General features: G+C 67.9%; 14 protein-coding genes. 4 read left to right on the top strand and 10 right to left on the bottom strand.

Annotated elements, in window-relative coordinates:
• Positions 1–34 precede the first annotated feature (34 nt).
• On the bottom strand, positions 35–280 hold the full coding sequence (locus tag ACEQZY_RS11135) for a hypothetical protein (protein WP_370154324.1): 246 nt from the start codon (positions 278–280) through the stop codon (positions 35–37).
• On the opposite strand from ACEQZY_RS11135, the gene ACEQZY_RS11130 reads away from it, so the two are divergent.
• On the top strand, positions 279–1,679 hold the full coding sequence (locus ACEQZY_RS11130) for an MFS transporter (protein ID WP_370154322.1): 1,401 nt from the start codon (positions 279–281) through the stop codon (positions 1,677–1,679). The two genes, ACEQZY_RS11135 and ACEQZY_RS11130, sit on opposite strands and share 2 nt — an antisense overlap.
• A 73-nt stretch (positions 1,680–1,752) precedes the next feature.
• On the opposite strand, the gene ACEQZY_RS11125 is transcribed toward ACEQZY_RS11130, so the two are convergent.
• Positions 1,753–3,000, bottom strand: coding sequence for a cyclopropane-fatty-acyl-phospholipid synthase family protein (locus ACEQZY_RS11125; RefSeq protein WP_341703068.1), 1,248 nt, complete (start codon positions 2,998–3,000; stop codon positions 1,753–1,755).
• A gap of 165 nt (positions 3,001–3,165) precedes the next feature.
• On the opposite strand from ACEQZY_RS11125, the gene ACEQZY_RS11120 reads away from it, so the two are divergent.
• Positions 3,166–3,828: a hypothetical protein gene (locus tag ACEQZY_RS11120; RefSeq protein WP_341703067.1), complete on the top strand. Its 663-nt coding sequence runs from the start codon at positions 3,166–3,168 to the stop codon at positions 3,826–3,828.
• Between the two features lie 24 nt (positions 3,829–3,852).
• Here the strand turns inward: ACEQZY_RS11120 and ACEQZY_RS11115 are convergent, their stop codons facing one another.
• The 3 genes from ACEQZY_RS11115 to purH form a co-directional block, all read right to left on the bottom strand.
• Complete coding sequence (locus tag ACEQZY_RS11115) at positions 3,853–4,551, bottom strand: trypsin-like serine protease (protein ID WP_341703066.1); 699 nt, start codon at positions 4,549–4,551, stop codon at positions 3,853–3,855.
• A gap of 205 nt (positions 4,552–4,756) precedes the next feature.
• On the bottom strand, positions 4,757–5,404 hold the full coding sequence (locus ACEQZY_RS11110; protein WP_341703065.1) for a glutathione S-transferase family protein: 648 nt from the start codon (positions 5,402–5,404) through the stop codon (positions 4,757–4,759).
• Between the two features lie 14 nt (positions 5,405–5,418).
• Positions 5,419–7,002: a bifunctional phosphoribosylaminoimidazolecarboxamide formyltransferase/IMP cyclohydrolase gene (purH, locus tag ACEQZY_RS11105; RefSeq protein WP_341703064.1), complete on the bottom strand. Its 1,584-nt coding sequence runs from the start codon at positions 7,000–7,002 to the stop codon at positions 5,419–5,421.
• A gap of 157 nt (positions 7,003–7,159) precedes the next feature.
• On the opposite strand from purH, the gene ACEQZY_RS11100 reads away from it, so the two are divergent.
• Positions 7,160–8,113 (top strand): acetyl-CoA carboxylase carboxyltransferase subunit alpha, encoded by a 954-nt coding sequence (locus ACEQZY_RS11100; protein WP_370154317.1) that lies wholly within the window; start codon positions 7,160–7,162, stop codon positions 8,111–8,113.
• Between the two features lie 265 nt (positions 8,114–8,378).
• On the opposite strand, the gene ACEQZY_RS11095 is transcribed toward ACEQZY_RS11100, so the two are convergent.
• Complete coding sequence (locus tag ACEQZY_RS11095; protein ID WP_370154315.1) at positions 8,379–8,987, bottom strand: alpha/beta fold hydrolase; 609 nt, start codon at positions 8,985–8,987, stop codon at positions 8,379–8,381.
• 145 nt (positions 8,988–9,132) lie between these two features.
• On the opposite strand from ACEQZY_RS11095, the gene ACEQZY_RS11090 reads away from it, so the two are divergent.
• Positions 9,133–10,719 carry an ATP-binding protein gene (locus ACEQZY_RS11090; protein WP_370154313.1) on the top strand — a complete coding sequence of 529 codons (1,587 nt, stop codon included), beginning with the start codon at positions 9,133–9,135 and terminating at the stop codon, positions 10,717–10,719.
• 23 nt (positions 10,720–10,742) lie between these two features.
• Here ACEQZY_RS11090 and ACEQZY_RS11085 read toward each other — a convergent pair whose 3' ends face one another.
• Genes ACEQZY_RS11085 through ACEQZY_RS11070 form a run of 4 tightly spaced genes read right to left on the bottom strand, consistent with a single transcriptional unit; the run spans position 10,743 to position 14,256 of the window.
• On the bottom strand, positions 10,743–11,666 hold the full coding sequence (locus tag ACEQZY_RS11085) for a pseudouridine-5'-phosphate glycosidase (protein WP_370154311.1): 924 nt from the start codon (positions 11,664–11,666) through the stop codon (positions 10,743–10,745).
• Between the two features lie 13 nt (positions 11,667–11,679).
• A complete protein-coding gene (locus tag ACEQZY_RS11080; protein WP_370154310.1) occupies positions 11,680–12,603 on the bottom strand; it encodes a carbohydrate kinase family protein in 924 nt (307 codons plus the stop codon).
• Complete coding sequence (locus ACEQZY_RS11075) at positions 12,600–13,055, bottom strand: MaoC family dehydratase (protein WP_341705544.1); 456 nt, start codon at positions 13,053–13,055, stop codon at positions 12,600–12,602. The genes ACEQZY_RS11080 and ACEQZY_RS11075 overlap by 4 nt, the downstream gene beginning before the upstream one ends.
• A gap of 7 nt (positions 13,056–13,062) precedes the next feature.
• Entirely contained in the window at positions 13,063–14,256 is a 1,194-nt protein-coding gene (locus ACEQZY_RS11070; protein ID WP_370154306.1) for an epoxide hydrolase family protein, read from the bottom strand.
• Position 14,257 lies beyond the last annotated feature (1 nt).

Raw genomic sequence — 14,257 nt, 5'->3', positions numbered from 1 at the left:
CCCGCGACGGCAGGAGCGTGCTGAAATTAGTTTGTCATCGTATGATGCGCTTTGGCAAGGCAGACCCGCACAGAAAGGCATCTGCCAAGAAAATCGGCAGCCATGGCGCGTAATCCGTCAGAATGCGGTTCAAACCGGCGGTCTGCCATGCCGCCGTAACAGTGGCAGGGTAGCGGAAGGCCGGATGAATTGGTCCGCGGCCATTGGGCCGCAATTGTTCGGTCCCGGCCGGAACGGCTAGGATGCAGCGGGTGGAGATGGCGGGGATGGAGAGCAGCATGGCGGTGGCAGCAGCGAATGGCGGAACCGGCATCCGCCCGGCGACCCCGGCGCCATGGTCGGCGCGACTGTCCTGGGCGTTCTTCGACTGGGCCAACCAGCCTTATTTCACCGTCATCACCACCTTCATCTTCGCCCCGTATTTCACCAGCAAGGTGATCGGCAACCCGGTGGACGGCCAGTCGCTCTGGGGCTTCGTCCAGGCTTTCTCGGCGGTGATCGTGGCGCTGGGCGCGCCGTTCCTCGGTGCCATCGCCGATGCCGGCGGACGGCGCAAGCCCTGGCTGTTCGGTTTCCAGCTGCTGCTGGCTTTCGGCTGTGCGCTGCTGTGGCTGGCGCAGCCCGGCCAGCTGCAGCTGCTGCCGCTGGTCATCCTCGGTCTGGTCCTTGCCAATATCGCCGCCGAATATTCGATCATGTTCAACAACGCCCTGCTGCCGGGGCTGGAAACACCGCAGCGGGTCGGCTGGCTCAGCGGCTTCGGCTGGGGCATGGGTTATCTTGGCGGGCTGATCGCGCTGTTCGCCGTGCTGGTCGTCTCGCAGCCCGAACTGGTCGGCATCAGGCCGCCGCCCGGCGAGGCCCTGCTCGGGCTGCAGCGCTCGAGTTTCGAGGCCGAGCGCATCATCGGGCCGGCCGCGGCCCTGTGGCTTGCCGTCTTCGTGTTGCCGATGTTCCTGTTCACGCCGGACCGGCCGGGCTCGGGCCGGCCGTTTGCCGATGTGGCACGGGCCGGCTTCCGGCGCGTGATCGACACCCTGCGCCATGTGCGGCAATACGGCAACCTGCTGCGCTTCCTGATCGCCTACATGATCTACTATGACGGCCTCGTCGCCGTGATCGGCTTCGGCGGTATCTATGCGGCCGGCATTTTCGGCTGGGGCACCACCGAGCTCGGCATCTTCGGGATCGCACTCAACGTGATCGCGATCCCGGCGGCGATTGCCGGCGGCTGGCTGGACGACCGCATCGGCTCAAAACGGGCGGTGCAGATCGCGATCGTCTCGGTGGCGCTGGGCACGCTCGGGATTCTCTCGATCACCGCCGACAGCGTGCTGTTCGGCATCGAGGTGGCACCGCGCGCGGCCGGTGCCGGCGCCTTCAGTTCCGCCGGCGAGCAGGTCTTCTTCGTCTGCGCCATCCTGCTCGGCCTCGGCATGGGACCGATGCAGGCGGCCAGCCGCACCCTGGTGGCGCGGCTCAGCCCGCCCGACATGGTGGGTGAATTCTATGGCATCTACTCGCTGTCGGGACGCGCCACCACGTTTCTGGCGCCGCTGCTGATCGGCATCGCCACGGCGGTCTTTGCCACCCAGCGGGTGGCCGCCGTGATCGTGCTGGTTTTCCTCGCCGTCGGTTTCGTGCTGCTGTGGAAGGTGGTAGAGCCGGAGCACACGTGACGGCGCAGAGACAGCGCCGGCCAGATAAGGCCGGCACCATGGCCGGCCCGTCCCCCCTGGCTGCACCGGCCGGTCAGCCCGTCTTGGCGAATGGCCGTTGTGGCTTCTCGGTGCCGGCCAGCCGCCGCTCGTCCTCCAGCATGTAGTCGCGGGTCACCGGCAGGGTGTCGACCCGCCTGGTCAGCTGCGCCTGGAACACCATGTGGCCCCAGTGCCGGAAGGTGACCTCCGAGGCGGCCAGATAGAATTCCCACATGCGGCAGAAGCGCTCGTCATACAGCGCCTTCGCCTTGTCCCACTGGGCGACGAAGCGCATGCGCCAGTGTTTCAGGGTCTCGGCGTAATGCAGGCGCAGGATTTCCATATCGGTCAGCCACAGGCCGCTGCGCTCGATGCTGGGCATCACTTCCGACAGGGCCGGGATGTAGCCGCCGGGAAAGATGTATTTGCGGATGAAGGCCGGTGTGGTGCCGGGACCCTCGCTGCGGCCGATCGAGTGGATCAGGGCGACGCCATCCTCCTTCAGCAGCCGGTGCACGCCGCTGAAATATTCCGGATAATGCGGCACGCCGACATGCTCGAACATGCCGACCGAGACGATGCGGTCGAACTGGCCGTCCAGCTTGCGGTAGTCGCAGATGCGGAACTTCACCCGGTCGGCAAGGCCGCGTTCCTGCGCACGGCTGGTGGCGATGGCGTGTTGTTCATGGCTCAGCGTGATGCCCAGCACCTCGACGCCGCAGGTTTCGGCCAGATACAGCGCCAGCCCGCCCCAGCCGCAGCCGATTTCCAGCACCTTCATGCCGGGCTTCAGCTTCAGCTTGGCGGCGATATGGCGCTTCTTGGCCAGCTGTGCCTGTTCCAGCGTCGCATCCGGCGCCGGAAAATAGGCACAGGAATACTGCTTGTCGGTATCGAGGAACAGGTCGTAGAGCCGGCCGTCGAGATCGTAATGATGGCGCACCCGGCGCGAGGCCGCGGCCTCGGGATTGAACTGGTGCCACCAGCGCATCAGCTTCTCCCAGCCGCGCTGCAGGACCTGGAAGGGCAGTTCGCCATGCGGGCCCAGATTCTGCACCACCGTTTCAAGGAAGTCGTAAATGCTGCCCTTTTCCAGTACCAGCCGGCCGTCCATGAAGGCTTCGCCGACTGCGAGCTTGGGATTGAGGGCCATTCGCCACGGGGTGAAGGCACCGTTGAGGCGTATTACCACCGTTCCGTCATGGACCGGTTCCCCGTAATGGAAGGACCGGCCTTTGGGGTCGATGACTGTCAGCGACCCGTGTTTGACGACCCGTTTCAGAAGGCCATCCAGCAACATGCGAAATCTCCTCGGTAAAAAAAGAGATAGCGCCCCATCCGGATGCTATAGTGGCGCCCTCAGGGGGCGACGGCAAGGGGGCTTGTTCGCGTGAAAGGCGCTGAAACTTTCGGTAGGCACCTGCGGGCGGCCATTCGCGCCTGCGGGATTGCCAGTGCGGCAGGGGTGCTGGCCGTGCTTCTGGCCGGCTGCATGCAGACAGGCTCGCCCGGCGAGGCCCGCTTCGATGCGGCCCTGTCACGCGACGATGCCGACTGGGATGCGGCCATGGCCCGCAGCGAGGCGACACTGACAGCCGAGGCCGGCAGCGGCGTGGCGCGCCGCAACGGCCAGCTTGAGCTGATGCTGGCCGATGGCCGGGTCATTGATGTGGCGGAGGATCGCGCCTGCGCCACCAGGCCGCCGCGGGACATCTGGCATGACTGCCTGCGCAAATATGCAATCTGGCGCTTTCCGCAGCAGGGCTTCTGGCTGCTGGCCGTGCGGCTCTATGCCGGCGAGGCCTATGCGCTGGTCGACATGCGCACCGGAGCCGAAACCCGGCTGATCGGGCCGCCGCATTTCTCGCCCGACGGCCGCCACCTGGTGGCGGTGAATGCCGCACCGAAGGGCGGCGACACGGTCAGCGGCGTCGAGGTCTGGTCGCTGGCCGGCCCGGTGCCGGAACTGGTTTTCTTTCGGCCGGCGCATCTGGAACAGGAATTCCGCTTTGCCGACTGGGCTGGCGGGACCGTGGCGCGGCTGACCGTGCAGGGGCGGCAGCGCGCGCCACAGGAAGCCGTGCTGTATTTCGCCAACCGGCGCTGGCAGCTCAGCCAGCCGCGCTGAGCCGGTGCCCGGCCGCCGGCCGGATCACCTCCAGCGGTGGGAGATGTCCGTTGAAATGTAGTCGGCAAACTGTTCGATGGGGGTGCATACGACGATCTTGTAGCCATCTTTGTCCGGAATGTCCGTCCCGTGGGTCATGATACCGAGAAAATCGTCGCCATAAAAAACCGGGCCACCGCTGTCACCCTGCTTTACAGGTATTGGATCGTCCTTTTTTACTTTCAGAATCATCACGTCTGTCAGTCTTTGTCGTTTTCCGTGTTCGTCCGTGAACGAAAATGTTTCGCGCACACCTGAGACAATGCCGACATGGACGCCGGTTCTCGCTCCCACAAACATGACTTGGGCCCCCTGCCTTGGGCGTGACCTGGCGATGCTTGTTATCTGTCGCCGCATGGTGCTCCGGCCGTCCGGGCCGACGAACCCCACGGTCCAGGGTTCGATATTCTGGTTCCTTACCGAATCGAGAAGTCCGACAAGTGCGAAGTCACCACCATCTCGACTATACGCATAATTTGCAAAGACCGTGCCGATCTGCACCCCGGGCTTCTGGTCTGGGGTCGCATCATAGACACGGGCAGTCTCCGCGCCCACGACATGACCGGCCGTGATGAGAAGGCGCGTATCCCCCGGGGATTTTACGGCAAGTCCTATCGTTCCCTGATATCCGTCTCTCCCACTTCGGCCCATAATAAGCCTGCCGCCCAAAATAGGTCTGGTCATTGTGAAGAATCCTCCGTGTATGCACTTGAGACCAGCCGCAACCACAACCAGATGCGGCCCGCCGCCTTCTGTCCTGTATCGGGGACACGGAGCTTCGCTAGCAGCCGGGAATAAGCCGGTGCATGCAGGCGGGTATCAAAAAAAGATCAATTTTTGGAATCAGGAGGAAAGTGGCGCATTAGGGCAGAGAAGTGGCCGGCCGTCCTCAGGCCACCGGCCACTTCTCTGCCCAGGCGATGCCCTGCTTCTGCATCATGCGCTGGAAGGCCGGCCGCGTGTAGGTGGCGCCGACGACCCGGCGGATATTCGGCCAGTCCCACATCGGCCGCTCGAGAAAACGGCTCCAGCGCGCCAGCATGGCCAGCCAGATGTCGCAGGCGGTAAAGGCCGGGCCGGCCAGCCATGGCTGGCCGCCGATGCCGTCATCGATCACCTGGAAGGACCGGTACAGTTCCCGCGCCGAGGCGGCCTTCAGTGCCGCCTGAGCCTCCGCGTCGCCGAAGGTCCAGTCGGGATGGAACCAGCCGAGGAAGGCCGGCTGCACCGTATTGGTCATGTAGGTCAGCCACTGGTAATAGCGGCCGCGGGCATGGCTGCCTGCCGGCGGTGCCAGGCTGGCTTCCGGATGCCGGTCGGCCAGATACTGGCAGATCGCCGCCGTCTCGAAGATGACGAAATCGCCGTCGACCAGGGTCGGGATGCGGCCGTTCGGATTGAGGCGCCGGTATTCGGCCTGCTCGTGCTGCTTCGCGGCGATGTCGAGGCGGACGGTCTCGTAGGCGGCGCCGATCTCCTCCAGCATGGCCTGCGGTGCCATCGCCGCGGTTCCGGGTGCCCAGAAAAGCCTGTACATCCTGCAGTCCTCCGTCAGTGGCGGAAATGCCGCATGCCGGTGAACACCATGGCCAGTCCGGCCTTGTCGGCCGCGTCGATCACCTCCTGGTCACGGATCGAACCGCCGGGCTGGATCACGGCGGTGGCGCCGGCCTCGACCAGCACCTCCAGCCCGTCGGCGAACGGGAAGAAGGCATCCGATGCGGCCACCGAGCCCTGGGTCAGCGGCGCGCCAAGACCTGCCGCCTTCGCCGCATCCTGCGCCTTGCGGAAGGCGATGCGGGCGGAATCGACGCGGCTCATCTGGCCGGCGCCGATGCCGACGGTGGCGCCGCCCTTCGCATAGACGATGGTGTTCGACTTCACATGCTTGCCGACCCGGAAGGCAAACAGCATGTCGGCCAGCTCCTGCTGGGTCGGCGCGCGCCGGGTGACGACCTTCAGCTCGGCCTCGGTGATGCGCCCGGCATCCCGGGTCTGCACCAGATAGCCGCCGGCGACCGACTTGACGAACCAGCCGGGGCTGAGCGGATCGGCCATGCCGCCGGTCAGTAGCAGGCGGAGGTTCTTCTTGGCGGCGAGAAGCGCCTTGGCATCCTCGTCGGCATCGGGGGCGACGATCACCTCGGTGAAGATGGCGCCGATCTTCTCGGCCGTGGCCTTGTCCAGCCTGCGGTTCATGGCGACGATGCCGCCGAAGGCCGAGGTGCTGTCGCAGCGCAGGGCGGCATCCCAGGCATTGCTGAGCGTGTCGGCGGTGGCCACGCCGCAGGGATTGGCATGCTTGATGATCGCGATGGCGGGCCGGTCGGCGAATTCCGAGACCAGCTCGAAGGCCGCGTCCGTGTCGTTCAGGTTGTTGTAGCTGAGCTCCTTGCCCTGCAGCTGGCGGGCGGTGGCGACGCCGGGCCGCGGTTCGCCGGTCACATAGAAGGCCGCCTGCTGGTGCGGATTCTCGCCATAGCGCAGGGTCTGCTTGCGCTCGGCCGACAGCAGCAGGGTGGGCGGGAAGCTCTCGCCGTTCTGGCGGGCGAACCAGGTGGCGATCATGCTGTCGTAGCTGCCGGTATGGGCATAGGCCTTGGCGGCCAGCCGGCGGCGCAGCTCCAACGGCGTGGCGCCGGCATTGTCCTTCAACGCCGCCAGCACGGCGCCGTAATCGGCCGCATCGACCACCACGGTGACATAGCCGTGGTTCTTCGCCGCCGAGCGGATCATGGCCGGGCCGCCGATATCGATATTCTCGATGCAGGTGGCGAAATCGGCGCCCTTGGCCACGGTGGCGGCAAACGGATAGAGGTTGACCACCACCAGGTCGATCGGCGGGATGCCGTGCTTGTCCATCGCCGCCCTGTGCTCGGGATGGTCGCGCAGGCTGAGGATGCCGCCATGGATGGTCGGGTGCAGGGTCTTGACCCGGCCGTCCATCATCTCGGGGAAGCCGGTATGCTCGGCCACTTCCTTCACGGCGATGCCGGCGTCTTTCAGGGCCCTGAAGGTGCCGCCGGTGGACAGGATCTCGACCCCCAGCCCGGCCAGGGCCTGGCCGAATTCCACCAGCCCGGTCTTGTCGGACACGGACAGCAAGGCGCGGCGGATCGGGATCAGGTCGGTCATGGCGGGGGCCTCGGCAGGAGGGAAAGAGGATGGCGGCGCGGTCATAGCATGCCGCGCCCGGGCGTGAAAGTCGGTCGGAGAATCCCGGAAAACAGGGTCTTTTCCAACGGGTTAGGGCATTTGTGCAAGGCTGCGATCCGTGCTACACGAAGCGCCCATGCACTCCTATCTGGAATTCGAGAAGCCGATCGCCGAACTCGAGGCGAAGATCGCCGAGCTGAAGCAGCTGGCGGCCGACGGCAATGCCGACATCGCCGAGGAACTGGGCCGCCTGGAGGCCAAGGCCGAACAGCAGCTGCGTGCCACCTATGCCAAGCTCGGCGCCTGGCAGAAGACCCAGGTTGCCCGCCACCAGGACCGGCCGCATTTCGCCGATTATGTCGCGGCGATGATCGAGGATTACACGCCACTGGCCGGCGACCGCGCCTTTGCCGAGGATGCCGCCATCATGGGCGGGCTCGGCCGCTTCCGCGGCCGCGCCGTGATGGTGATGGGCCACGAAAAGGGCCGCGGCATCGACGGCCGCATGAAGCACAATTTCGGCATGGCCAAGCCGGAAGGCTACCGCAAGGCGATCCGCCTGATGCGGCTGGCCGAGCGGTTCCGCCTGCCGGTGATCACCCTGGTGGATACGGCCGGTGCCTATCCCGGCGTGCAGGCGGAGGAGCGCGGCCAGGCCGAGGCGATCGCGCGGGCCATCGATTGCTGCCTCGACCTGCGGGTGCCGCTGATCGCCGCCATCGTCGGCGAGGGCGGCTCCGGCGGCGCGGTGGCGCTGGCCGCCGCCAACCGGGTGGTGATGTACGAGCATGCGGTCTATTCGGTGATCTCGCCGGAAGGCTGCGCGGCGATCCTCTGGGGCGATGGCGGCCGCGGCCCCGATGCGGCGGCGGCCCTGCGCATCACCGCCGACGACCTGCTGAAGCTGAAAGTGGTCGACGAGGTCGTGAAGGAGCCGCTGGGCGGTGCCCATCGCGACCCGAAACAGGCGATTGCCGATCTCGGCGACGCGCTGGAACGTGGCCTGCGCGACCTGGCCGGCCAGGAACCGGGGGCCCTGCGCGAGGCGCGCCGGCGCAAATTCCTCGATATGGGCAGCGTCGGGCTCTGAAGCCGCGCTAACCACCTGGAATCATGGACCGGCGGCCGTGGGATCGCCGCCTGTTGCGAGCCAATTGCATCCCATTCGCGCCAATGAGATGCCAATTCGCGCCCAGTGACAGCCAAGTCCCGCCAGTTGGCGCCAATGGCCGGCCGGTCGCGGCCGGTGCCGGCCGGATGTCTCCGGCCTGCCTGCAGGGGATTCACGATGTCCGTCAGCGGCAGCGCGGCAGCAGATGGTGCGGCGGGGCAGGCGCATCAAGAGGCGGGTCTGTTCAACCGCCGGTCCGGATATGCGCCGCCACCAGCGGCGCGATCTCGGCCGCCCGGTCCTTTGCGAAACCGTGGTCACCGCCGGCGATCACCTGCAGCTTCGCCCGCGGCAGCAGCCGCTGCAGATGCCGGCCCACCGCCGGCGGGCTGATCGCATCGGCATCGCCCCATAACAGCAGCACCGGCTGGCGCACATCCGCCATCTCGGCCGTGTGGTCGGGTTTTTCCGTTTCGATCCAGCGGGCGGCGCGGGGATATTCGGCGTAATAGCCGGGCCGCCAGTCGGCGGCGCCGAAGCGGCCGAGATCGAGGCCGCCGGACCCGGCCGTCAGCACCAGCGTGTTCACCCGGTCCGGATGCGCCAGCGCCAGGCGCAGGGCGACGATGGCCCCCATCGACTGCGCCAGCACGACATTGTCGCGCGCAACAAGATGACCGGCGGCCCAGGCGGTCAGGGCGTCGAACCCCTCGAAACCCGGCCGGTGACCTTCATGGCCGAGACCGGGCCAGCTGAGGAAGGTTTTCTGCCAGTCCGCCGGCAGCAGCGCGCCGAGCGGATGCCAGAATTCCGCGGCGCCGCCGGCACCGGGCAGGAACAGCAGATGGGGCACGGTTTCTCCTCAGTACCGGGAGCGTCCGATGATGCCCGGCGGCTGCCGCCAGCGCAAATTTTTGCGGCGCCGCAGAATACCATGGTAAACTCAGGCCCGAACCATACAGATCCGGCACGGCGATTCGCAGGGGGGAGGCAATCGCATGCATGCTTCGGACAGCGAGACGACGCGGCCGCCGGCCACCGGCGAAAACGACCTGCATGCGGCGCTGCATGCCATCCGCTATGGCATCCTGCTGCTCGATGCCGAATTCCGCGCCGTCTTCATCAACCAGGCCTTCCGGCGCATGTGGCGCCTGCCCGATGCCATGGCGGACAGCCATCCCAGCTTCGCCCAGCTGCTGGAACATGGCTGGTCGCAGGGTTTCTACCGGGTGCAGGAAGGCGATCACGACCGCTATTTCGCCGAGCGCATGGCCCAGGTCGAGCGGTTGGACGGCTCCGGCCAGGTGCGGCTCGACCTGCAGGATGGCCGCCACCTGCTGTTTGAAAGCGTGACCCTGCCGAACGGCCAGCGCATGCTGACCTATGCCGATGTGTCGCCGCTGGTGGAAGCCGTGCAGGCGGCCGAGAGTGCCAACCGCGCCAAGGCGGATTTCCTGTCCGGCATGAGCCACGAACTGCGCACGCCGCTGAATGCGGTGATCGGCTTTGCCCAGCTGCTGGAGATGCAGGCGCGCGACCGGCTGTCGGCACAGCAAGCCGGCTTCGTCGAGTATATCCGCCGCGGCGGCGACCACCTGCTGCGGCTGATCGACGACGTGCTCAGCTTCGCCAAGGTCGATGCCGGCAAGCTGCCGGTGCGGCCCGAGGCGGTGCGGCCCGCCGATCTGCTGGACGATATCCGGCCGATCGTGATGCCGCTGGCCGAGCAGGCGCAGATTTTCGTCGACTGGCCGGATCCGTCCGGGTTTCCGCTGCTGCTGCAGGCGGATCGCATGCGCGCTGCCCAGGCGCTGCTGAACCTGCTGTCGAATGCCGTCAAATACAGCCCGGCCGGCAGCCGGGTGCGGCTCGAATGCGGCCCCGGCGACGGCATGTTCCGCATCGCCGTGCATGACGAGGGGCCGGGCATCCCCTATGATCGCCAGGGCGAGGTGTTCCAGCCGTTCAACCGGCTGGGCCGCGAGGCCGGCGGCATCGAGGGCAGCGGCATCGGCCTGGCGCTGACCCGCAAGCTGGTCGCATCGATGCAGGGCCGGATCGGCTTTTCCAGCCGGCCGGGCGAGGGCAGCTGCTTCTGGATCGAACTGCCGCTGGCCGGCCGCGTCGAGGAGGCCGGCCCGGTCGCCGCCACGCCGCCGCCGGAGGCAAAGGAGGGCGAGGACGAGACCGGCGTGGTGCTGCGCGGGGGCTTCAGCCTGCTCTATATCGAGGACAATGCGCCGAACCGCGTGCTGATGCAGCATGTGATGGCAACCCTGCCGGATGTGCGCTATCTGGCGGCGGCAAGCGGCGCCGAGGGCCTGGCGGCTGCGCGCGCCAGCCGCCCCGATGTCATCATCACCGACATCAACATGCCCGACATGAACGGCTACGAGGTGCTGCAGCACCTGCGCGCCGCCCCGGAAACCGCCGCCATTCCGGTGCTGGCGCTGACCTCCGACGTGCATCCCGAGGCCATCGAACGCGGCCGGGCGGCCGGATTCGATCTCTACATCACCAAGCCGGTCGATCTTGCCGCCCTGCTGCGCGGGCTGGACCGGCTGCTGCGCAGCCGCGCGATCTGACGCCAGCCCGGCGGCGGCCGGGTTCAGTGCCTGCCGGCCAGCGCGACGGCGATCCGGGCCGCCAGCCGCGCGTTGTTTTTCACCAGGGCGATATTGGCGGCGAGGCTGCGCCCTTCCGTCAGCGCATTGATGCGGGCCAGCAGGAAGGGGGTGACCTCCTTGCCGGCGATGCCACGCCCTGCCGCCTCGGCCACGGCCGCGGCGATGGTCTGCTCGATGGCGGCGGCATCGAGGGCATCGGCCTCCGGGATCGGATTGGCGATCAGCAGGCCGGTGCCGCTGCCCAGCGCCGCATGCAGGGTGATGGCGGCGGCGATGGCGGCCGGATCGTCCAGCCGCTGCGGTGCCGCCTCGCCGCTGCGGCGCGCGAAGAAGGCGGGAAACGCGTCGCTGCCATGCACGATCACCGGCACGCGCTGGGTTTCCAGCACTTCCAGCGTCTTCGGGATGTCGAGGATCGACTTCATGCCGGCACAGACCACGGCCACCGGCGTGCGGCCCAGCTCGGTCAGGTCGGCGGAAATGTCGAAGGTGTTCTCGGCGCCGCGATGCACGCCGCCGATGCCGCCGGTGGCAAAGACGCGGATGCCGGCCTGCGCCGCCAGCAGCATGGTGGCCGATACCGTGGTGCCGGCACTGGCGCCCTGCACGGCCAGCGCGGCAAGGTCGCGGCCCGAGGCCTTGGCCGCATTGCGGTCGGCGGCGAAGGCCTCCAGCAGGGCATCGTCCAGGCCGATATGGAACCGTCCGGCAATCAGCGCGATGGTGGCCGGCACCGCGCCGGCCTCGCGGATGATCGCCTCGACCGACCGGGCCATGGCGAGGTTGTCGGGATACGGCATGCCGTGGGTGATGATGGTGGATTCCAGCGCCACCACCGGCCGGCCAGCGGCCAGTGCATCGGCAACCGCGGGCGAGAGGACCAGCTGTGCGGCGGATGTCGTCATGCCGGGTTCCCTATCATGGATCGGACAGGGCCGACAGGGCGGCGGCGAGATCGGCCCGCACGCTGTCGCCGCTTTCGACCGTCAGGGCTGCGGCCTGCAGGCCCTGCCGCAGGGCCGCCGCCAGGTCGCGGCCGGCGGCCAGCCCGGCCAGCAGTCCGGCCGCCAGCGCGTCGCCGGCGCCGGTCACGTCCGTCACCTGCCGTGCGGGTGCCGCCGGAAGATGCCGGCTGCCGGTGCCGTCGGCCAGCCGGCAGCCCTGCTGCCCCAGGGTGACCACCACGGCGCCGCAACCGCGGCTGCGCAGGGCCTGTGCGGCAGTTTCGGGCGCTGCGCCGGCGTCGGCGCAGAGCGTGCGGGCCTCGTCGAGATTGAGCAGCAGCAGGTCGATGCCGGCCAGATCCTGCGGCAGCCGCGCCACCTTCGGCGTCGAGACGGCATCCACGGCCAGCCGCCAGCCGGCGCCGGCCTGGCGCCGGTGCCGCAGGGCATCCAGCGTGGCGGCCGGCAGGTTGCAGTCGGCAAACACGAAGCCGGCCGCATCCAGCTGCGGCTGCAGCCCGGCCAGCCAGTCCGGCGTCAGCGTATCGAAGATCGCCATGTCGGCCAGCCCCAGCACCAGGCTGCCATCGGGCTCCAGCACGGCGGCATATTCGGCGGTGCTGTGGCTGCTGCTGCGTCCGATGCCGGCAGTGTCGATCCCGAGGGCGGCCAGATGCCGCCGCAGGGCCTCGCCGCGGCCGTCATCGCCGACCAGGCTGCCCAGCGCCACGCGGCAGCCCAGCCGGGCGAGGTTTTCCGCCACGTTGCGGGCGACGCCGCCGAAGCCCTGTACGCTGTCGACCGGATTGGACGTGGCCGGCCGGATCGCGGCGCGGCCGCGATACTTGCGGTCGACCGCGGCGCCGCCGAGACAGAGGATGCGGGGTGCCGCGCTCACACAGGCCGCTTCTTCACCAGCTGGTTGCCGAAGAAGCTCATCACCGTCTCGCCCTTCTGGTTCTCGATCCAGTATTTCATCTTCACGATGCCGCGGTCGGGTTTCGACTGGCTTTCGCGTTTGGCCTCGATGCTGGCCTTGCCATACAGCGTGTCGCCCGGCCGCACCGGCAGATACCAGCGCAGCTCGTCCAGCCCCGGCGAGCCCATGCTGCCTTTGCCCAGCAGGCCCGCCTGCAGCAGCATGCGGAAGCCCAGCAGGCCGGTCTGCCAGCCCGAGGCGATCAGGCCCTGGTAGATCGACTGGCCGGCGGCGGTCCTGTCGAGATGGAAGGGCTGCGGGTCGTAGCGGAAGGCGAAATCGAGAATGTCGGCTTCCGCGATGCTGACGCCGTCGGCGGCGATCACCTCGCCCACGTCGTAATCTTCGTAATAGCGTTCGCTCTTCGGCATCGGTCTCTCACAGGCTCTGCTTGGCAAAAAAGCTCTGCACGTCGGCGACGAAGGCCTCGGGCTGCTCCATCGCCACGAAATGGCCGCCGCGTTCCAGATTCGTGCGGTGCACCACATTGTAGCCGCGTTCCAGCCAGCCCGGCGGTGCCGGCGGCACCAGATCCCAGGGCGGCAGCAGGAAGCCGCAGGGCGGCCGCACGAAATCGCCGGGCTTCATGGCGAGATCGCCGGTCTCGGCGGCGGCGCGGTAAAGCCAGGTGGCGGTCACCATGCTGCCGGTCAGCCAGTAGAGCGCCACATTGGCGATGATGTGATCCATGGCGAAGGGCGGATCGTGATCGGCCGGCGCGCGCGGGAAGCCGTGGAATTTCTCGACGATCCAGGCCGCCATGCCGGCGGGACTGTCGGCCATGGCGAAGCCCAGCGTCGACGGCTTGGTCGACTGGATGGCGTGATAGCCGGCCTCGGTCGCCTGCAGCTTCTTCACCCGCAGCACCCATTCCTTCTCGGCGGTGGTCAGGGGCGGGCTGTCCCTGGTCAGCGGCGGGCGCAGGGGCACCATGTTCAGATGCAGGGCGGCGACATGGTCGGGGAAATCCGCCCCCAGCCAGCTGGAGACGATCGAGCCCCAGTCGCCGGCCTGCACGAAGAAGCGCGGATGGCCCAGCACCTCGACCATCAGGTCGCGCCACAGCCGGGCGATGGCGCGCGGGCCGATCGGTCGCGCCAGAGGCATCGAGAAGCCGTAGCCCGGCAGGCTGGGGCAGATCACGGTGAAGGCGTCTTCCGCACGGCCGCCGAAGCGTTCCGGATGCGCCAGCCGGTCGATCACGTCGATGAATTCGAAAACCGAGCCGGGCCAGCCATGGGTCATCAGCAGCGGCCGCGGCGCATCCCCCGAGCCCGGCTCGATCAGGACATGCACGGGCTGCAGGTCGCCGCCCGACAGGTCATGCCGTTTCAGCGCCACGCGATACTGCCGGAAGCGGTTGAGCTGCGCCTCCCACAGCCGCCAGTCGAAACCGTCCTGCCAGCGGGCGACGAAGCGGCGCATGTAGTCACCGTTGCTGCCATACTGCCAGGCGGCCTCGGCCGGTTCCGCCGGCCAGCGGGTCAGTGCCAGCCGCTGCTGCAGGGCGGCGAGATCGGCATCGGGAATGGCGGCGGTGAAGGCCTGCGCCGCCGGGGCCAGCCGCAGCATT

The organism is Ferrovibrio sp., from assembly GCF_964218355.1.
GTDB lineage: Bacteria > Pseudomonadota > Alphaproteobacteria > Ferrovibrionales > Ferrovibrionaceae > Ferrovibrio.
The sequence above is the reverse complement of the archived record's forward strand: the minus strand, read 5'-3'. Positions and strand labels throughout refer to the sequence as shown.

Bases quoted from the DNA above. Each gene is read 5' to 3' on its own strand.
- ACEQZY_RS11070 (WP_370154306.1), bottom strand. From the start codon at position 14,256: ATGCTGCGGCTGGCCCCGGCGGCGCAGGCCTTCACCGCCGCCATTCCC.
- ACEQZY_RS11075 (WP_341705544.1), bottom strand. From the start codon at position 13,055: ATGCCGAAGAGCGAACGCTATTACGAAGATTACGACGTGGGCGAGGTG.
- ACEQZY_RS11110 (WP_341703065.1), bottom strand. From the start codon at position 5,404: ATGTACAGGCTTTTCTGGGCACCCGGAACCGCGGCGATGGCACCGCAG.
- ACEQZY_RS11115 (WP_341703066.1), bottom strand. From the start codon at position 4,551: ATGACCAGACCTATTTTGGGCGGCAGGCTTATTATGGGCCGAAGTGGG.
- ACEQZY_RS11090 (WP_370154313.1), top strand. From the start codon at position 9,133: ATGCATGCTTCGGACAGCGAGACGACGCGGCCGCCGGCCACCGGCGAA.
- ACEQZY_RS11130 (WP_370154322.1), top strand. From the start codon at position 279: ATGGCGGTGGCAGCAGCGAATGGCGGAACCGGCATCCGCCCGGCGACC.
- ACEQZY_RS11100 (WP_370154317.1), top strand. From the start codon at position 7,160: ATGCACTCCTATCTGGAATTCGAGAAGCCGATCGCCGAACTCGAGGCG.
- ACEQZY_RS11125 (WP_341703068.1), bottom strand. From the start codon at position 3,000: ATGTTGCTGGATGGCCTTCTGAAACGGGTCGTCAAACACGGGTCGCTG.
- ACEQZY_RS11135 (WP_370154324.1), bottom strand. From the start codon at position 280: ATGCTGCTCTCCATCCCCGCCATCTCCACCCGCTGCATCCTAGCCGTT.
- purH (WP_341703064.1), bottom strand. From the start codon at position 7,002: ATGACCGACCTGATCCCGATCCGCCGCGCCTTGCTGTCCGTGTCCGAC.
- ACEQZY_RS11085 (WP_370154311.1), bottom strand. From the start codon at position 11,666: ATGACGACATCCGCCGCACAGCTGGTCCTCTCGCCCGCGGTTGCCGAT.